Here is a 17,791-nt window from a genome sequence, read left to right on the forward strand (position 1 = left end):
GAGGAGCGGAAGACGATGAAGGATTCGAAGTGTTCGCTTCGCGGACCTTCGGTTCGGACGCCCCGAAGGCGTTCATCCTGAAGCAGGGCGCCGACGGGATTCCAGTGGCACGGCATCAGCCGGCTACCGGATATCGAGGGCGACAAGGAGCCGAAAAAGAGGTTCAAGTCCTTCCTGATCGGCTTCTTCCAGATCGACCTCGCCGAGGTTCATGCCGCCGAGGGCAGGCTCTGCCTGTTGGTCGCCATTGATCGGACGAGCAAATTCGCCTTCGCGCAATCGATGGAGAGCGCCAACAGGGTGACGGCCTCCATCTTCCTGGTCGCTTTGATCGCCGCCGCTTCCGACAGGATCGACAACGGCATCCAGCTCCGCTTCCCGCTACGTTACGCCAACGGCCCGACCGCTCGCCACATCACCCGCATGTTCGCGATGCGCTGTCGGGAGAACGGCATCGAGCATCGCTTCACCAGGATCAACCATCCCTGGACCAACCGGCAGGTCGAACGGATGAACCGGACGATCAAGGACGCGGCCGTCAAGCGCTATCACCACGACAGCCACGACCAGCTCGAACCCCACCTCGACGACTTCGTCTCAGCCTCCAATTTCGGCCGGCGCCTGAAGACCCTGAAAGGCCTCACACCCTACGAGTTCATCCGCAAGCGCTGGACTTCAGAGCCAGAACGATTCACGCTCGATCCAATCCACCAAATGCCGGGACTGAATACCTAGCGCGCCGGCAGCGATAGCGAGATCAGGCGGACCGGCTCGCGCGTCGTCGGATCGACCGTGCCACGCAGGACCGCGTCGCTGGCGACGGTGTCGTCCTGCAATTGCGCCTCGCGGACGCGCATCTGGCGGCGGACGCTGCTGGCCTGCGCCTCCATCCGGGAAATGCCGACCTGTTCGTCGATCTGCTTGCGCTGGGTCTTGCTCAGCTCCGAGGCGGTGCGGAAATCGCGGAAGTCGCGCCGGCTGTAAGGCCAGCCCGAGCCGCCGGTGAAGGTCGAGACCTTGCCGTCGAGCACGACGCTGTCGCCGGGCCGCAAGGTGATGTCCCGCAGCAGGGAGACGCGCCGTTCGCCGGCCTGCACGATGGCGGGGCGGCAGGCCGGGTCGGCCGACTTCTCGTGGCTATAGGCCATCGGCAGGGCGCCATAGCGCTTGCCGTCGGCCGCGACGGCGTCGGCAATGCCGGCCCCGCCGGCGGCCACCTTGAAGACCTTGACCGGGATGCCCGGATTCATCGCCTTGCAGATCGCCTCATGGGCCTTCAGGTCGCCGGATGAGCGGACATAGCCGATGGGAGCGTGGAAGCCGTCGCAGAGGCGCACGCAGAAAGTCTGGGCCCGGTCGGCTACTCCGGTCACCACATCGAGCGTGGCCGAGGTCGTGCCGGCGATCTTGCGTCGCCCGTCGGCGGATTTCCGGGCCGATTTGCGGAAGGGGTTGAGGTCGACCTGCGGCTGCGCGAGGCGCCCGTCCGGCAGCGTCTGCATGAGCGGCAGGCGCCAGCCATTGCCGGCGGGCGCATAGGCATTGGCCTGCGGAGCGGGCCGGGTCGAGGTGTAGGTCGCGTTGCGCAGGCGGGTCTGCTCGGTCTGGCGTGCCACTTCCCGGATGTTGGCCTCGCGGGCCTCGTCGTTCTCGGCCAGGACCATCGAGGCCGTCAGCACCATGCCGCCGGAGCCGAGCGTGACCCCGAGCGCGGCAAGCGCCAGCAGGCGACCCGCGGGGCTGCGCTTTGCGATCTTCGCCTTGCCGGAAGCGGCGGCCAGAACCTCGCCCTCGCGGACGAAAACCCGCGCCGGGACCTCACGGACACGTAACATCGCGTCACTCCAAACTACGCTTGTCCACCGTCCGCCGCCATTCGGGGTGTAGTTTACTTTTCGTTAAGCTTCAACGCTTCCGGGCCTTCCGCTGCCGGAAACGGGCAAGATGCTTAACGGGAGTGTTGCCGGGATCCGCCGCTCAGAGCACGGAGACGAGGACGCCGAGCCACATGCAGAACAGCGCGAGAACGCCGATGCCGTAGACGGCGCCGCGCAGGGGCAATGTGTTGGGGCCGATATGGATCAGGGTGTGGACGATGCGGGTCGTCACATAGAGCCAGGCGAGGATCGCCATGACATAGCCGGTGGCGCCGGTCTCCATCGCGATCATGACGATGGCGAAGAAGACCACCGGCGTTTCGAACTGGTTGGTGAAGTTCGCCGATGCGAGCCGGGCCGGGACGGGGTAGCGCTCGGTCGAGACCGTGACCTCGTCGGGGCGGACGGCGCCGCTGGCGAAGGCCATCTTGCGGCGGAAAGCCAGGACGACGCCGACGACGAAAATCCAGAAGATCATCGCCAGCGTCGGATAGATCAGCTTCAGAGTCATGGTCGCGCGTAGCCCCGTGCCTGCACCGGCCTGAATCAGTCAGGCCAGTGCTGCACGAAGCTTGCCCGGACTCAAGAGCGGGTCGGGTAGTTCGGGCTCTCGCGCACGATGGTCACGTCATGGACATGGCTCTCGCGCAGGCCGGCGCTGGTGATGCGGATGAAGCGCGCCTTGTTCTGGTAGTCGACGAGGTCCTTGCCGCCGACATAGCCCATCGCGGCGCGCAGGCCGCCGGCGAGCTGGTGCAGCACGTTCGAGACCGGGCCCTTGTAGGCGACCTGACCCTCGATGCCTTCCGGCACGAGCTTCAGCGAATCCTTGATGTCCTGCTGGAAGTAGCGATCGGCCGAACCGCGCGCCATCGCGCCGACCGAGCCCATGCCGCGATAGGCCTTGTAGGAGCGGCCCTGGTACAGGAAAGTTTCGCCGGGGGTCTCGTCCGTGCCGGCGAGCAGAGAGCCGACCATGGCGCAAGAGGCGCCGCCGGCCAGCGCCTTGGCGAGATCGCCCGAATACTTGATGCCGCCATCGGCGATGACCGGAACGCCGGCCTTCGAGGCGGCGGAGGCCGCGTCCATGATCGCGGTGAGCTGCGGCACGCCGACGCCGGCGACGATGCGGGTCGTGCAGATCGAGCCCGGGCCGATGCCAACCTTGATGGCGTCGGCGCCGGCATCGATCAGGGCCTGGGCGCCGCCGGCGGTGGCGATGTTGCCGGCGATGACCTGGACCGAGTTGGAGAGCTTTTTCACCCGGCTGACGGCTTCCAGCACCTTGGCTGAATGGCCATGGGCGGTGTCGACGACGATCAGGTCGACGCCGGCATCGATCAGCATCTCGGAGCGCTCGAAGCCCTGGTCGCCGGTGGTGGTGGCGGCGGCAGCCAGGAGCCGGCCGTGCACGTCCTTGGCGGCGTTCGGATGGGCGACCTGCTTCTCCATGTCCTTGACGGTGATCAGGCCGATACAGCGATAGTGATCGTCGACGACGAGCAGCTTCTCGATGCGGAACTGATGGAGCAGGCGGCGCGCCTCGTCGGGGCTGACGCCCTCGCGCACCGTGATCAGCCGCTCCCTGGTCATCAGCTCGGAGACCGGCTGGGCCGGGTTCTGGGCGAAGCGCACGTCGCGGTTGGTCAGGATGCCGACGAGCTTGCCGTTATGGCCCTGCGGGCCGCGCTCGACGACCGGGATGCCGGAGATGCCGTTGTTCTTCATCAGCGCCAGCGCATCGGCCAGCGTCTCGTCGGGATGGATGGTGATCGGGTTGGCGATCATCCCCGATTCGAATTTCTTGACGAGGCGGACCTGCGCGGCCTGCTGGTCGGCGTCGAGATTGCGGTGGATGACGCCGAGGCCGCCGGCCTGTGCCATGGCGATCGCCATGCGGGCTTCGGTGACCGTATCCATCGCCGAGGCGATGATCGGCAGGTTCAGCGAGATGCTGCGGGTGAGCCTGGTGCGGATATCGACATCCGCCGGCATGACCTCGGACGGGCCGGGCTCGAGCAGCACGTCGTCGAAGGTGAGGCCGTCACGAATCAGACCGTCGAGGGAAAGCGTCATCGTCAACTCCGACCGCCGGGAAGGACCGGCTTTTCAAGGGGGCAGGGCAAGAGGCCCAGTGCCGAGTTGACGAGGCCCGTTAGCATGGGCGGGCTGCCTCCGCTAGTGCGCAGTTCGGATTCTTTTGCAGTGCAAAAAGGCCTGACGCGCATGGCTGGGCATTCGCAGCCCGAAGCGGGGCGATATGTCGGCACAAGCTTGGCAGGCAAACCCGACCATTGCAGGGAACTGTGCTGGTCGGGTTTGCCTGGGTTGGAGGAAGCTCAGCGCTTGGTGACGGGCTCGGGAAGGTTGTCCGGCTTGATTCCGAAGCAGCCCATTCCGAAGATTTCGTGCCCGGCCTTGTTTGCCATGGTCTGGCAGCTTTGGAGATGCATACAGGCATCGTACTGGATGCTGCCGGAGGCGCTCCCGGGGATATTCTTGAACTGGCAGGCGGCGCGCCAATCGCTGGAGCCCGCCGCTGCCGGGGCGGCCACCGTAGCTCCATAGGAGAGCCCCGCCAGCACGGCCAGCGCCGCAATGCGGGCGCTCAGGGAAAGCCGGCGAGGAGCGGCAAAAATATCTGAAATATGCGTCATATTGCTTCTCCGCAGTTGGCGACGCGCGCCCCTCGCGACGGCCCGGCACAACCAGGCGCCCGAAAAATGGGGCTGCCGCGGGGTACCTAGGAGTAAGGCGAACGCATGGCGGCATTGTGTTGGTGGCCGAGCCATCAGTTCTGTGCATGGCAGAAGCGCGCCGGTTGCGGGCAAAACCGGCCGCAAACCGCGAATTCGTTCTCGTCACCTGATGCACATGCGATTAATAGCCGAGCTTATGATTTCAAGCGCGCCTAATTCGACCGGGCGCGGAAGGTTCGAGCTTTGCAGCGCGCCAAACTCCTCCCCTTGATCGTCGCCTGCGCGCTGTTCATGGAGAACACCGACTCCACGGTGATCGCGACCTCGCTGCCGGTGATCGCGAAATCGCTGGGCGAAGATCCGATCGCGCTGAAGCTGGCGCTGACCTCCTATCTCGTCAGCCTCGCCGTCTTCATCCCGATCTCGGGCTGGATGGCGGATCGCTTCGGCGCCCGGACGATCTTCCGTTCGGCGCTCTGCGTCTTCCTGGTCGGCTCGATCCTCTGCGCGGTATCGAACTCGCTCGGTGCCTTCGTCGGTGCCCGCTTCATCCAGGGCATGGGCGGGGCGATGATGGTGCCGGTCGGGCGCCTCGTCATCCTGCGCAGCGTCAGCAAGTCGGAGATCGTCGGGGCGCTCGCCTACCTGACGGTTCCTGCGCTGGTCGGCCCCGTGGTCGGGCCACCGCTCGGCGGCTTCATCACCACCTATTTCGACTGGCGCTGGATCTTCTTCATCAACATCCCGATCGGCCTCGTCGGCATCGTATTGGCCAGCCTGTTCTTCGAGGATATCCGCGAGGAGGACGTTCCGCCCCTCGATATCCGCGGCTTCCTCTTGTCTTCGTTCGGCTTCGCCAGCCTGATGCTCGGGCTCAATACCGGCGGACGCCATCTGGTGCCGGAATTCGTGTCCTATGGGTGCGTGCTGGGCGGTGCGGCGGCACTGGCGGCCTATTGGTTCCATGCGCAGCGCGTGCCCTATCCGGTGCTCAGCCTGTCGCTGTTCCGGATCCCGACCTTCCGCATCGGCGTGATCGGCGGCTCGATCTTCCGGACGGGAATCGGCGCCATTCCCTTCCTGCTGCCGCTGATGCTGCAGCTCGGCTTCGGGCTGGATGCGCTGCAATCGGGCCTGATCACCTTCGTCTCGGCGGCCGGCGCGCTGATCATGAAGACGCTGGCGAAGACGATCCTGGCGCGCTTCGGCTTCCGCCGCGTGCTGATCGTCAATTCGGTGATCGGCGCGGCCTTTCTTGCGGCTTCCGGCCTGTTCACGCCGGTGACGCCGCACGCGATCATGCTGTCCGTGCTGCTGGTCGGCGGTTGCTTCCGCTCGCTGCAGTTCACCGGCATCAACGCACTGAGCTATGCCGATGTCTCCAATCGCGAGATGTCGAGCGCGACCTCGATGTCGAGCGTCGCCCAGCAGCTTTCGCTTTCGATGGGCGTGACGATCGGCGCCTTCGCCCTTGAGAGCACGCATGCGCTCCATGGCGGCAAGGATCTGGGGGCCGGGGACTTCTGGCCGGCCTTCCTGATCGTCGGCCTGGTCTCGGCTTCGTCGGCGCTGTGGATGATGCGTCTCGCTCCCGATGCCGGCGCCGAGGTGTCCGGCCATGTTCCGGTCAGCGCGCGCAAGGTCACCGCCGAGGCGATCGCGGAGCAGAGGCCGCTGGATTGAGGCAGCCCCTAGCTTGCGAGTTTGCCGGGCTTGCCGCAAGGTTGGGGCATGCAGGCTGCGCCCGCTCCTTCGGACGAGATGCGCTATACGCTCTGCGTCGGCGACGGCGCGGCCCGGTTGAAGGTGGCCGAAGCCGAACTGACGCTCACCGACGAAGGCATCGCCTACGAGCTCGATGGCCGCTCGGGCTTGCGGTCCTTTGCCAAGCTCACGGGCGTGCGCCTACAGGCGGTAAATGGCGGCCCGCGCTCGCCCTGGGAAGCGTTGGCAGAACTGACATTTTCCTCCGGCCGGCCGCTTTTCGTGCATTCCAGCGGCCCCTGGGGTGTGGACGATCCGCAGCGGGACACCGTCTTCATCGCCTTCGTCGAGGACCTGCACCGTCGCCTCGTCGCGGGCGGATCCGCGCATATAACCTTCCGGCGCGGCATTCCAGAGGGGCGCCATCGCTTCCTGATCGCCGTAGCGCTCATCGCGGCGGTGATCTTTGGCGGGGCCGGGCTGCTGGTGCTCTATATCGGCCTGAGCGGTAAGGCGGGCTTCTTCGAAATCGTTGGGCCGCTTATCGGCCTCGGCGGTTTCGGCTTCTGGATCTGGAGTTCCGTGGCGCGAAGCGCGCCCGGCAGCTACGATCCCAACCACCTGCCGCGGGATGTCTTTCCGGAGTGACCGGGCCCGATCACCCCTCTCGCTGGTCGGCTGATTCTTCTCAGCCCGGCCGCCTGTACCCCGTCGCCAGCACGTAAAGCTCTGACGAATCCGCGCGGCTCGCGGCCGGCTTGACGTTGCGGACGGTGGTGAAGTCGCGCTTCAGCCCGGCAAGGAGCTCGGCGCTGTCGCCGCCCTGGAACAGCTTGGCGAGAAAGAAGCCGCCCGGCGCCAGGATGCTGTGTGCGAACTCGACGGCGGCCTCGGCGAGCGCGATGATCTTGAGATGGTCAGTCTTCTTGTGGCCGGTGGTGTTGGCTGCCATGTCCGACATCACGCCGTCAGCGCGGCCGCCGAGACGTTCCGTCAGGAGGGCAGGTGCCTCCTCGGCCATGAAATCCATCTGGATCAGGTCGACGCCGGGGATCGGGTCGACGGCCAGGAGGTCGATGCCGACGATATGGCCCTTGCCCTGCTCCAGCCCGATGCGCTTGGCCGCGATCTGGCACCAGCCGCCCGGGGCGCAGCCGAGATCGATGAGGCGCTGGCCGGGTTTCAGGAATTTGTAGCGGTCGTCCATCTCCTCGAGCTTGAAGGCCGCGCGCGAGCGATAGCCCATCTCCCTCGCCCGCTTCACATAGGGGTCGTTGAGCTGGCGCTCGAGCCAGAGCTGCGAGGAATGCTTGAGCTTGCCGGCCTTCTTGACCTTGACGCGCATGTCGCGCGCGCCCGCAGGCTTGCCGCCGCCAGCTTTGCCGCCAGATTGTCCGCTGCTCATCGCCTCAAAAGCCTATTTCCGCCGCCACCAGGCGCGGTCCTCATGCATCATGCGCAGCAGGATACCCTCGCGCAGGCCGCGATCGGCAATGCGGACGCGCTCGCTCGGGAACGCGCGGCGGATCGCCTCGAAGATCGCGCAGCCGGCCAGCACCAGATCCGCGCGCTCGCGGCCGATGCAGGCATTCGCCGCCCGGGCGGCATAGTCCATCTCGATCAAACGGTCGATCACCGTGAGGATGTCACGCTGATGCATCCACAGCCCGTCGACCTCGCGCCGGTCATAGCGCGGCAGGTCGAGATGGATGCCGGCGACCGTCGTGACCGTGCCGGAGGTACCGAGCAGGTGGAAGCTGCGGGCGTCCTTGGCTCCCGCCGCCTTCTTGGCGAAGGGCGCGAGCGCCTGCGTGCAATCCTCGACCATGCGCTCGAACAATTCGCGGCTGACCTCGATGCCGCCGTAGCGCTCGGCGACCGTGACGACGCCGATCGGCAGCGAGGCCCATTCGCGGATGCGGGCGGCAGGGTCGCGCGCCTCGCTGCGCCCGCCGAGCCAGACGATCTCGGTCGAGCCGCCGCCAATATCGAAGACGATGACGCTTTCCGCCGCCGGATCGGCCAAGGCCGCGCAGCCGGAGACGGCAAGCGCGGCCTCCGTGCGCTGGTCGATGACCTCCAGCGCGAGTTCCGCCTCGGCTGCGACGCGCCGGATGAAGTCGAGCCCGTTGGTGGCGGCGCGGCAGGCCTCGGTAGTGACGAGGCGGGCGCGGGTGACGCCACGATTCGCCATCTTGCCGCGGCAGATCTTCAGCGCCTCGACGGCGCGGTCCATAGCGGCATCGGCCAGGCGGCTGCTCGCGGCCAGGCCCTCGCCGAGGCGGACGATGCGGGAGAAGGCGTCGACGACGCGGAAGCCATGCTGCGCCGGCCTGGCGATCAGCAGGCGGCAATTATTGGTGCCGAGGTCGAGCGCGGCATAGGTTGCGCCCGGCGGGCGCGGGGCGGCGGGCTGTCCGAAGGTCTTGAACGACGCGCTAACCGGGATTGCGCCGGTCCGCTGCGGATCGACGTCATGTCTCTGCGGCCGCGCCATGGGCGCGACATCTCGTTGTTGCCGGTCTTCGACCGCCACTGATCCCAATCCCTCAACCTGTCCGATGCCTGGGGCTCGGACAGGGGCCGCGGCACAATGCGGCCCTGCTTCTTCGTGAGCTAACTACAGGGCAAGCGACATGCCAAGCAGAACCTTGCCCAGCAGGAGGCTTGCCGGATACCCCGTCGGCTGCGCGCTTGCGCGGGAGCCGGCTGATCGGCCAGTCTCCGCCGGCACGAAAGACGGGGCAGGGAACCGACATGGCCGCCAGACACATTCTCGCCATCGACCAGGGCACGACCTCCTCGCGGGCGATCCTGTTCGATGCGTCGCTTGGCGTGGTCGCCAGCGCCCAGCGCGAGTTTCCGCAGCATTTCCCGGCCTCGGGCTGGGTCGAGCACGAGCCGGAGGATATCTGGGACAGCGTGCTGACGACCGCAAGGGAGGCCATCGCCAAAGGCGGCCTGACCGCTAGGGATATCGCGGGAATCGGCATCACCAACCAGCGCGAGACGACGTTGATCTGGGACCGCCGCACGGGCCGGGCGATCCATCGCGCCATTGTCTGGCAGGATCGGCGCACGGCGCAGGCTTGCGCGAAACTCGTTGCGGCCGGACATGAGGAGCAGGTCGCGGAGCGGACGGGCCTGCGCATCGATCCCTATTTCTCCGCGACCAAGATCGCCTGGCTGCTCGACAACGTCCCCGGCGCCCGGCGCCGGGCCGAGGCTGGCGAGCTCGCCTTCGGCACGATCGACAGCTTCCTGCTCTGGCGCCTGACCGGCGGGGCCGTGCATGCGACCGATGCGACCAATGCCGCCCGCACCATGCTGTTCGACATCGGCCGCGGCGTCTGGGATTCCGACTTGCTTGCCCTGTTCGGCATCCCGGCCGCGCTTCTCCCTGAAGTGCGCGATTGCGCCGCGCATTTCGGAGACACTGCGCCGGAATTGTTCGGAGCGGCGATTCCGGTGCGCGGCATCGCGGGCGACCAGCAGGCGGCAACGATCGGGCAGGCCTGCTTCTCGCCCGGCATGGTGAAATCGACCTATGGCACCGGCTGCTTCGCCCTGCTGAACACCGGCGACACGCCGGTGCGCTCGAAGCATCGCCTGCTCAGCACCGTCGCCTATCAGCTCGGCGGCAAGCGGACCTATGCGCTGGAGGGCTCGATCTTCATCGCGGGCGCCGCCGTGCAATGGCTGCGCGACGGGCTCGGCATCATCGAGACAGCGAGCGAGACCGGGCCGCTCGCGGAAGCCGCCGATCCCGAGCAGGACGTCTATCTGGTGCCGGCCTTCGTCGGCCTCGGTGCGCCGCATTGGGACGCGCATGCGCGCGGCGCCCTATTCGGCCTGACTCGCAACTCGGGCCCGCGTGAGTTCGCGCGCGCTGCGCTCGAAAGTGTCTGCTACCAGACGCTCGACCTCGTCGAGGCGATGCGGGCCGATTGGCCGGAAGCCGGCGCCGGCAAGCAGTCGGTGCTGCGGGTCGATGGCGGCATGGTCGCTTCCGACTGGACGATGCAGCGCCTCTCCGACATCCTCGACCTGCCGGTCGACCGGCCGACCGTGCTGGAGACGACGGCACTCGGTGCCGCCTATCTCGCCGGGCTCGATGCCGGGCTGCTGCCCGAACCGGAGCGCTTCGCCGATCTATGGCGGCTGGAGCGGCGCTTCTCGCCGGCCATGGCCGCCAGCGAGCGCAAGCGCAAGGTCACGGGCTGGCGCGACAGTGTCAGACGGACGCTGAGCTCAACCTGAGAAGGGCAGCCAACGCCGCTCCACCGAGGAAGCGACCGCGCATTCGATGAAGCGCACGCCGCGCGCGCCGTCGAGCACCGTCGGATAGTCGGTATCGAGCGGATCGGCCGTCGTGTCGGCCTTGCGGGCGCGGATATCGGCGAAGACGCCGCGATAGATATTGGCGAAGGCCTCGATGAAGCCCTCGGGATGCCCGACCGGGATCCGCCCGGCGCGGCGGGCCGATTCGCAGAGCCAGGGCGAGGCGCGCGTGAAGATTTCGGTCGGCCCCTCGCGGCGGTGATGGACGAGTCGGTTGGGCTCCTCCTGCCGCCATTCCAGTGTGCCGTTCTCGCCGGAGACGCGCAGGCGCAGGTCGTTCTCCAGCCCGGCATTGATCTGCGAGGCCACGAGCACGCCGCGCGCGCCGCCCTTGAAGCGCAGCAGCATGCTGGCATCGTCGTCGAGCGTGCGGCCGGGCACGAGTGCGCCGAGATCGGCGACCAGTTCCTCGATTTCGAGTCCGGTCACAGTCGCGACGAGGTTCTCGGCGTGGGAGCCGATATCACCGAGCGCACCGGCGATGCCGCTGCGCGCCGGGTCGGTGCGCCAGCTCGCCTGCTTGTTGCCGGTCGCCTCCAGCGCGGTGGCGAGCCAGCCTTGATTGTACTCGACCACGACCTTGCGGATGCGGCCGAGCGCGCCCGCCCGTACCATCTCGCGCGCCTGCCGGACCATCGGATAGCCCGTATAGTTGTAGGTGACGCCGAAGACGGTGCCCTGGCTGGCGACGGTCTCGACCAGCGCCGTGGCCTGCGCGCCGGTATGGGTCAGCGGCTTGTCGCAGACGACATGGAAGCCCGCTTCCGCGAAGGCCTGTGCGATGGGGAAATGCGTGTCGGTCGGTGTGACGATGACGACGAGATCGACGCGTTCCGCGGCAGGGCGGGCGTGCTCGGCTTCGAGCAGGGCCTGCCAGCTTGCGTGATTATGCGCGTCGGCAAGGCCAAGCGCTCGGCCGGATTCGCGGGCGCGTTCAGGAGTCGAGGAGAGGGCGCCCGCGACCAGCTCCGCCTGCCCGTCGAGCGCGATGGCATGACGGTGCACGGCGCCGATGAAGGCATCGCGGCCGCCGCCGATCATGGCATAGCGCAGCCTAGGTGCGGATTCCTCGTTCATCGCTTAACCTGATGCTCCAGGCGGTGTGGGCAATTCTGGGCTGAAGCCTGCTTCATTCTCACGGAAGCATGCCGTCATTCCGGACAAGCCGCGTGAGCGGCGCCGATCCGGAATCCATCATAGGGTTGCACGCTCTACGATGGATCCTGGGACAAGCCCGGGATGACGATGTGTTTCCATGTGAAATCAGCACGCTCTAGGACAGGCGCCGGTCGAGCGTCTCGACGATCCGTTCGACCAGTGCGGCATGGTCCGCCAGCAGATCCTGAAGCGGCCCGATCGGGCGAAAGGCGCGCGAATCCTGCGCCTCCTCACCTTCGCTGCTCCAGGCTTCGATCGCTTCGTCGGCGGCGGTGAGCCAGGCTTCCGGCAGCGCGCCCGCGATCGGCGTGCCGGCCTCCAAGGCAAGGCGCTCCGCGATCCGGCGGCGAAGGGCGTCGCGGGCGGCACGGAGCGCGTCGAGTTCGTCGGAATAGCGCATGGCTGGCGAGCGACCGCTCAGTGGACGGTGGCGAGGTCGTCGTCGTCCGGGTCGATCAGGCGGTCGAGGCCGAGCTGCTCGACCCCGTCGGTGAACTCGGCGAAGGCGTCGGCATCGGTGGCGAAGGCATCCTGCCAGACGGTCGAGCCGCCTTCCTCGTCGACGAGCTCGAGGGTCCAGCCGTCGGTGCCTCCGATCTTGTAGATCTCCACCCGCACGGTGACGCCGTCATGGGTGAAGGTCTGCGACAAGGGCGAGCGAATGATGTCGGGAAACTCAGTCATCGTGACAGTCTAGCACCTTCGAAAGCGGGGCGCAGCCGTGGTCGGCGGCGCCCCGTCATTCATTCTGCGGCGGTGACCGCTGCCGGCTCGGTCTGGCGCAGGCGCCGGACGAGGCGCACGACGGTGACGTAGAGCAGCGGCACGAAGAAGACGCCGAGCAGGGTTGCGGCGATCATGCCGCCCATCACGCCGATGCCGATCGAGTTCTGGCTGCCGGAGCCTGCGCCCGTCGCAACCGCGAGCGGCAGCACGCCGAGCACGAAGGCGAGCGAGGTCATCAGGATCGGCCGCAGGCGCTGGCGCGCCGCCTCCAGCGTCGCCTCGACCAGACCCTTGCCCTGGGCTTCCTGCTCGATCGCGAACTCGACGATCAGGATCGCGTTCTTGGCAGCGAGGCCGATCGTCGTCAGCAGGCCGACCTTGAAATAGACGTCGTTGGTCTGGCCGAAGAGCGTCGCCGCCAGCAGGGCGCCGAAGATGCCGATCGGCACCGAGAGCATGACCGCGAAGGGAATCGACCAGCTCTCGTAAAGCGCCGCGAGGCAGAGGAAGACGACCAGCATCGAGATGGCATAGAGCGCCACAGCCTGGCTGCCCGAGAGCTTCTCCTGGAAGGAGAGGCCGGTCCATTCATGGCTGAAGCCGGTGGGCAACTTCGCCATCAGCTTGTCGATCTCCTCCATCGCCGCGCCGGAGCTGATGCCCGCCGCGGCCGCGCCCTGGATCTCGACGGCGGCGGCGCCGTTATAGCGTTCCAACCGCGGCGAGCCGTAGGTCCAGCGACCGCTGGAGAAGGCCGAGAACGGCACCATCTCGCCGCCCTGGTTACGGACATACCAGCGCCCGACATCGCCGGGCTGCATGCGGAAGGGCGCATCAGCCTGGACATAGACGGACTTCACCCGGCCACGGTCGATGAAGTCGTTGACATAAGCCGAGCCCCAGGCCGTCGACAGCGTGTTGTTGATGGCCGCGAGCGACAAGGTCAGCGCGCTTGCCTTCTCCTGGTCGATCTCGACCGCGTATTGCGGCGTGTCCTCCTGGCCGTTCGGGCGCGTGCCGGTGAGCTGCTTGCTCTGGGCTGCGAGGCCGAGCAACTGGTTGCGGACTTCCATCAGACGGGAGTGGCCGGCGCCGGCGATATCCTGCAGGTAGAAGTCGAAGCCCGCGGTGTTGCCGAAGCCCTGGATCGCCGGCGGAGCGAGCGCGAAGACCATGCCGTCCTTGATCCCGCGGAAGGCACCCATGGCGCGCCCGGCGATGGCCTGGGCCGTCGCCTGCTTGCCGGTGCGCTCGGCGAAGGGCTTGAGGCGCACGAAGGCGAGGCCGACATTCTGGCCCTGGCCGCCGAAGCCGAAGCCCGCGACGGTCAGCACGCCTTCGACGAGGTCCTTCTCCTTCTCGAGATAGTGCTTCTGCACCTGGTCGAGCACGCGCAGCGTCCGGTCCTGGGTGGCGCCGACGGGAAGCTGGACGCTGGTCAGGAGGATGCCCTGGTCCTCGTCGGGCAGGAAGGAGGAGGGCATGCGGGCGAAGAGCCAGGCCATGCCGCCGCCGATCAGCAGGAAGACCACGATGAAGCGCATCGGCCGCGCGATCATGGCGGCGACGCCGGAGCGATAGCCGTTGGTGGTGCGCTCGAAATTGCGGTTGAACCAGCCGAAGAAGCCCTTCCGGTGGCCATGGTCGCCGGCCGGCTTGAGGATGGTGGCGCAGAGGGCAGGGGTGAGCACCAGCGCGACGAGGACGGAGAGCGCCATCGCCGTGACGATCGTCACCGAGAACTGCCGGTAGATGATGCCGACCGAGCCGCCGAAGAAGGCCATTGGCACGAACACGGCCGAGAGCACGGTGGCGATGCCGACCAGCGCGCCGGTGATCTCGCTCATCGACTTGATCGTCGCTTCCTTGGGCGAGAGCTTCTCCTCCTGCATCACGCGCTCGACATTCTCGACCACGACGATCGCGTCGTCGACGAGCAGGCCGATGGCGAGCACCATCGCGAACATGGTCAGCGTGTTGATCGAATAGCCCGCCAGCGCCAGCACGCCGAAGGTGCCGAGCAGAACGACGGGCACCGCCAGCATCGGGATGAAGGTGGCGCGCAGGTTCTGCAGAAAGACGTACATCACGATGAAGACGAGGATGATCGCCTCGAACAGCGTGTGCACGACCTTCTCGATCGAGAGCGTCACGAAGGGCGTGGTGTCGTAGGGGTACGTGACCTCGACGCCTTCGGGCAGGGTCTGCTTCAGGCGCTCGATCGTCGCGGTCACGGACTTCGCGGTCTCGATCGCGTTGGCGCCGGTCGCGAGGCTGATGGCGAGGCCAGTCGTCGGCTGGCCGTTGTAGCGCGACGAGGTGTCGTAGCTTTTGGCGCCGAGCTCCACACGGGCGACATCGTTCAGCCGGACGATCGAGCCCGACGAGCCGCTCTTGAGGATGATGTTCTCGAATTGCTGGACGGTTTGCAGCCGCGAGAGCGCCGTCACGGTGGCGTTGAGCTGCTGGCCGCCGACCTGCGGCAGGCCGCCGAGCTGGCCGGCCGATACTTGCGTGTTCTGCGCCTCGATCGCCGCGGCGATGTCGGCGGGCATCAGCGCGTATTTCCGCAGCTTGTCGGGGTCGAGCCAGATGCGCATGGCGTAGCCGGCGCCGAAGAGCTGGGTCGTGCCGACGCCTTCGACGCGCTTCAGCGTGTCGTTCAGCGTCGAGTCGACATAGTCGGCGAGGTCGGTGGTCGTCATCCGCCCATCCTTCGAGACGAAGGCGACGACCATCAGGAAGCCGGTGGAGGCCTTGGCGACCGAGATGCCGGTGCTCTGCACCACCGCCGGGAGCTGGCGCGTGACGAGCTGCAGCTTGTTCTGCACCTGCATCTGCGCGACGTCGGGATCGGCCTGGCTGTTGAAGGTCAGGGTGATCTGGGCGTTGCCGGTCGAGGTCGAGGTCGCCGTCATGTATTGCAGGTTGTCGACGCCGGTCATGCCCTGCTCGATGACCTTGGTCACCGAGTTCTCGACGGTTTGCGCGTCGGCGCCGGGATAGTTGGCGCTGATCTGGACGGTCGTCGGCGCGATCTGCGGATATTGCGAGATCGGCAGCGTGCGCAGCGCCAGCAGGCCCGCCAGCATGATGACGATGGCAACGACCCAGGCGAAGATCGGCCGTTCGATGAAGAAGCGCGACATGATGTCAGTTCTTCGCCGTGATGGCGGCCGCCGGCAGCTCTGCCCGGCGATTGGTCGATTTGAGCTCGCCGGTCGCCTCGTCGACGCTGACCTCCTTGACCGTCACGGCCTGGCCCGAACGCACCAGCTGCCCGCCCTCGACGATCACGCGCTCGCCGTCCTTGACGCCGCTGTCGACCAGCCAGTTATTGCCGATATTGCGGCGCGTGGTCAGCACGCGCTCCTCGACCTTGCCGTCGGCCGAGACGAATTTCGCGGTCGCCTCGCCCTTGGTGTTGCGCCCGACGGCGCGTTGCGGCAGCAGGAAATTGTTCTCGGCGATACCTTCCTGAATCACCGCGCGGACGAACATGCCGGGCAGCAGCAGCCGCTCCGGATTCGGGAATTCGGCGCGCACGCTGAAGGTGCCGGTGGTTTCGTCGATATTCGCCTCGGCGAATTCGAGCTTGCCGGATTGCGCATAGGCGTCGCCGGTATCGAGCTTCAGCTTCACCGCGACGTTCGGGCCGGTGAACTTCAGCCGGCCCGCGGCGATGTCGTTGCGGAATTTCAGCAGGTTGGTGCTCGACTGGGTGACGTCGACATTGATCGGATCGAGCTTGCGGATCGTAGTCAGGATGGCGGTCTGGTTGGCGGTAACGAGCGCGCCCTGGGTCAGCGCCGACTTGTCGATGCGCCCGTCGATGGGGGCGGTCACCTTGGTGTAGGCGAGGTTGATCCGGGCGGTCTCGACGCTGGCCTTGGCGGCTGCGACATCGGCCTGGGCCTGCCCGAGCGTGGCGGCTGCATCGTCGGCATCCTGCTTGCTGCCGGCATTGCGCAGGAGCAGCTCGCGATAGCGATCGGCCCGCACCTGGGCATTGGCGACAGCGGCCTCCGCCTTGGCCCGGGCGGCGACGGCGCTGTCGAGTGCCGCCTGATAAGGGGCAGGATCGATCTCGTAGAGCACGTCGCCGGCCTTGACCTCGCTGCCCTCGCGGAACAATCGCGACTTGATGATGCCGCTGACCTGCGGGCGGATCTCGGCGATGAGGTTGGCCGAGACGCGGCCGGGCAGCTCCGCGGTGATCGCCACCGGCTGCGGGTGCAGCGACACGACGCTGACCTGGAGCTGCGGTTGCGGCGGGGGCGCTGCAGCCTTCTCGGAATTGCAGGCGGCCACAGCCATCGCGAGCAACAGGGCGCTCGGCAAGGCGTGACGGGAAGAGGAGGGGGCGCGCTCGGCCGGCATGCGGACTCTCTTTTGGAAACTTATTGGTTTCTTATCTCTTGATTTCCGAGACTGTCAAACCCAGGATTGCGGCGCGATGACGGACGCCACGATGACAGACAGCAAAATCGGCGAGATGGCAGGGGGACAAGGCCGCGTGCGCGGGCGCCCGAAGACGCGCTCCGACGAGGCCGAGCGGCAGCGGATCGTGCGATCCGCTCGCGACCTGTTCCTCGATGTCGGTTATGGCGGCACGACGATGGATGCAGTGGCGGCGCGTTGCGGTGTCTCGAAGCGTACGCTCTATCAGCTGTTCCCGGCCAAGACCGACCTGTTCCGCGTGATGGTGGCCGATCACCGGCGTTCGATGCTGGCGCTGCCGCGCGATCCCGACGAGGATTTGCCGCTGGCGGAGGCGCTCGCCGCGATCTTCCGCCTCGACATCGACGAGATCGACGATCGCGATCGGCTGGCCTTCATCAGACTGGTCCTCGCCGATTCCGACCGCTTCAGCGAAATCGGCGAGGTGATCGTGGAGGAAGGCGCGGAGCCGGCGCGGCGCCTTCTCGAAGACTGGCTCGCAGCTCAGCAGGAGCGGGGCAGATTGCGTCCCTTTCCGGCGGCAGCGATGGCGCGGATGCTGATGGACATGATCTTCTCGGCGCTGATCAAGCGCTTCCCCGGAGACCGCCTGCCCACGGTCGAAGAGCGCGCCCGGCATGCGCGGCTCTGTCTCGAAGTGTTCCTCGAAGGCGCAGAGGTGAAGGCGACGTGATCGGCGCCACGCCGGATGACCGATCGACACAGGCCGAAATACAGCCAGTGGCCTGTTCGCGCGCGTCAGATTTCGGATTTTCCGGGCCACGCAGAAGTGGCTGGGGGACTAGGATTCGAACCTAGACAACCAGAGTCAGAGTCTGGGGTCCT

General features: G+C 66.9%; 15 protein-coding genes and 1 pseudogene. 5 read left to right on the forward strand and 11 right to left on the reverse strand.

Features of this window, described 5'->3' with window-relative positions; translation table 11 throughout:
- Positions 1-33 precede the first annotated feature (33 nt).
- Positions 34-735 (forward strand): annotated as a pseudogene (locus Q0Q02_RS16290) (integrase core domain-containing protein); the annotation flags it as partial.
- Here the strand turns inward: Q0Q02_RS16290 and Q0Q02_RS16295 are convergent.
- From Q0Q02_RS16295 to Q0Q02_RS16310, 4 genes are all read right to left on the reverse strand, one after another.
- On the reverse strand, positions 732-1,835 hold the full coding sequence (locus tag Q0Q02_RS16295) for a DUF2865 domain-containing protein (protein WP_293810799.1): 1,104 nt from the start codon (positions 1,833-1,835) through the stop codon (positions 732-734). The pseudogene Q0Q02_RS16290 and the gene Q0Q02_RS16295 sit on opposite strands and share 4 nt — an antisense overlap.
- A 142-nt stretch (positions 1,836-1,977) precedes the next feature.
- The gene (locus Q0Q02_RS16300) at positions 1,978-2,388 is read right to left on the reverse strand and encodes an MAPEG family protein (RefSeq protein ID WP_293810800.1); all 411 of its coding nucleotides are present in this window, start codon (positions 2,386-2,388) and stop codon (positions 1,978-1,980) included.
- 71 nt (positions 2,389-2,459) lie between these two features.
- Positions 2,460-3,953, reverse strand: coding sequence for an IMP dehydrogenase (gene guaB, locus Q0Q02_RS16305; protein WP_293810801.1), 1,494 nt, complete (start codon positions 3,951-3,953; stop codon positions 2,460-2,462).
- 263 nt (positions 3,954-4,216) lie between these two features.
- A complete protein-coding gene (locus Q0Q02_RS16310; protein WP_293810802.1) occupies positions 4,217-4,534 on the reverse strand; it encodes a hypothetical protein in 318 nt (105 codons plus the stop codon).
- A 285-nt stretch (positions 4,535-4,819) separates the two neighbouring features.
- Here Q0Q02_RS16310 and Q0Q02_RS16315 point away from each other — a divergent pair, with 285 nt between their 5' ends.
- The gene (locus tag Q0Q02_RS16315) at positions 4,820-6,259 is read left to right on the forward strand and encodes a DHA2 family efflux MFS transporter permease subunit (RefSeq protein ID WP_293810803.1); all 1,440 of its coding nucleotides are present in this window, start codon (positions 4,820-4,822) and stop codon (positions 6,257-6,259) included.
- Between the two features lie 78 nt (positions 6,260-6,337).
- Positions 6,338-6,928, forward strand: a complete 591-nt coding sequence (locus Q0Q02_RS16320) for a hypothetical protein (protein WP_293810804.1) — start codon at positions 6,338-6,340, stop codon at positions 6,926-6,928.
- A 40-nt stretch (positions 6,929-6,968) separates the two neighbouring features.
- On the opposite strand, the gene Q0Q02_RS16325 is transcribed toward Q0Q02_RS16320, so the two are convergent.
- Complete coding sequence (locus Q0Q02_RS16325) at positions 6,969-7,685, reverse strand: RlmE family RNA methyltransferase (RefSeq protein WP_293810805.1); 717 nt, start codon at positions 7,683-7,685, stop codon at positions 6,969-6,971.
- Positions 7,686-7,697: 12 nt separating this feature from the next.
- Entirely contained in the window at positions 7,698-8,777 is a 1,080-nt protein-coding gene (locus tag Q0Q02_RS16330) for a Ppx/GppA phosphatase family protein (protein ID WP_293810807.1), read from the reverse strand.
- A 260-nt stretch (positions 8,778-9,037) separates the two neighbouring features.
- Between Q0Q02_RS16330 and glpK the strand changes: the two genes are divergently transcribed.
- On the forward strand, positions 9,038-10,540 hold the full coding sequence (glpK, locus tag Q0Q02_RS16335; RefSeq protein WP_293810809.1) for a glycerol kinase GlpK: 1,503 nt from the start codon (positions 9,038-9,040) through the stop codon (positions 10,538-10,540).
- On the opposite strand, the gene Q0Q02_RS16340 is transcribed toward glpK, so the two are convergent.
- From Q0Q02_RS16340 to Q0Q02_RS16360, 5 genes are all read right to left on the reverse strand, one after another.
- Positions 10,532-11,698, reverse strand: coding sequence for a Gfo/Idh/MocA family oxidoreductase (locus Q0Q02_RS16340; RefSeq protein WP_293810811.1), 1,167 nt, complete (start codon positions 11,696-11,698; stop codon positions 10,532-10,534). The genes glpK and Q0Q02_RS16340 overlap by 9 nt on opposite strands.
- 196 nt (positions 11,699-11,894) lie before the next feature.
- Entirely contained in the window at positions 11,895-12,179 is a 285-nt protein-coding gene (locus Q0Q02_RS16345; RefSeq protein ID WP_293810813.1) for a hypothetical protein, read from the reverse strand.
- Positions 12,180-12,196: 17 nt separating this feature from the next.
- On the reverse strand, positions 12,197-12,463 hold the full coding sequence (locus tag Q0Q02_RS16350; protein ID WP_293810814.1) for a hypothetical protein: 267 nt from the start codon (positions 12,461-12,463) through the stop codon (positions 12,197-12,199).
- Positions 12,464-12,522: 59 nt separating this feature from the next.
- Positions 12,523-15,654, reverse strand: a complete 3,132-nt coding sequence (locus tag Q0Q02_RS16355; RefSeq protein WP_293810816.1) for an efflux RND transporter permease subunit — start codon at positions 15,652-15,654, stop codon at positions 12,523-12,525.
- Positions 15,655-15,658: 4 nt separating this feature from the next.
- Complete coding sequence (locus tag Q0Q02_RS16360) at positions 15,659-16,885, reverse strand: efflux RND transporter periplasmic adaptor subunit (RefSeq protein WP_293810818.1); 1,227 nt, start codon at positions 16,883-16,885, stop codon at positions 15,659-15,661.
- A 91-nt stretch (positions 16,886-16,976) separates the two neighbouring features.
- On the opposite strand from Q0Q02_RS16360, the gene Q0Q02_RS16365 reads away from it, so the two are divergent.
- Positions 16,977-17,639 (forward strand): TetR/AcrR family transcriptional regulator, encoded by a 663-nt coding sequence (locus tag Q0Q02_RS16365; protein ID WP_293810820.1) that lies wholly within the window; start codon positions 16,977-16,979, stop codon positions 17,637-17,639.
- Positions 17,640-17,791: the final 152 nt, after the last annotated feature.

The organism is uncultured Allobosea sp. (assembly GCF_945956895.1).
Lineage (GTDB): Bacteria > Pseudomonadota > Alphaproteobacteria > Rhizobiales > Beijerinckiaceae > Allobosea.

Excerpts from the sequence above, each read along its gene's own strand:
- Q0Q02_RS16295 (WP_293810799.1), bottom strand. The coding sequence starts at position 1,835 with ATGTTACGTGTCCGTGAGGTCCCGGCGCGGGTTTTCGTCCGCGAGGGC.
- Q0Q02_RS16300 (WP_293810800.1), bottom strand. The coding sequence starts at position 2,388 with ATGACTCTGAAGCTGATCTATCCGACGCTGGCGATGATCTTCTGGATT.
- guaB (WP_293810801.1), bottom strand. The coding sequence starts at position 3,953 with ATGACGCTTTCCCTCGACGGTCTGATTCGTGACGGCCTCACCTTCGAC.
- Q0Q02_RS16310 (WP_293810802.1), bottom strand. The coding sequence starts at position 4,534 with ATGACGCATATTTCAGATATTTTTGCCGCTCCTCGCCGGCTTTCCCTG.
- Q0Q02_RS16320 (WP_293810804.1), top strand. The coding sequence starts at position 6,338 with ATGCGCTATACGCTCTGCGTCGGCGACGGCGCGGCCCGGTTGAAGGTG.
- Q0Q02_RS16325 (WP_293810805.1), bottom strand. The coding sequence starts at position 7,685 with ATGAGCAGCGGACAATCTGGCGGCAAAGCTGGCGGCGGCAAGCCTGCG.
- Q0Q02_RS16330 (WP_293810807.1), bottom strand. The coding sequence starts at position 8,777 with ATGGCGCGGCCGCAGAGACATGACGTCGATCCGCAGCGGACCGGCGCA.
- glpK (WP_293810809.1), top strand. The coding sequence starts at position 9,038 with ATGGCCGCCAGACACATTCTCGCCATCGACCAGGGCACGACCTCCTCG.
- Q0Q02_RS16340 (WP_293810811.1), bottom strand. The coding sequence starts at position 11,698 with ATGAACGAGGAATCCGCACCTAGGCTGCGCTATGCCATGATCGGCGGC.
- Q0Q02_RS16345 (WP_293810813.1), bottom strand. The coding sequence starts at position 12,179 with ATGCGCTATTCCGACGAACTCGACGCGCTCCGTGCCGCCCGCGACGCC.
- Q0Q02_RS16350 (WP_293810814.1), bottom strand. The coding sequence starts at position 12,463 with ATGACTGAGTTTCCCGACATCATTCGCTCGCCCTTGTCGCAGACCTTC.
- Q0Q02_RS16355 (WP_293810816.1), bottom strand. The coding sequence starts at position 15,654 with ATGTCGCGCTTCTTCATCGAACGGCCGATCTTCGCCTGGGTCGTTGCC.
- Q0Q02_RS16360 (WP_293810818.1), bottom strand. The coding sequence starts at position 16,885 with ATGCCGGCCGAGCGCGCCCCCTCCTCTTCCCGTCACGCCTTGCCGAGC.
- Q0Q02_RS16365 (WP_293810820.1), top strand. The coding sequence starts at position 16,977 with ATGACAGACAGCAAAATCGGCGAGATGGCAGGGGGACAAGGCCGCGTG.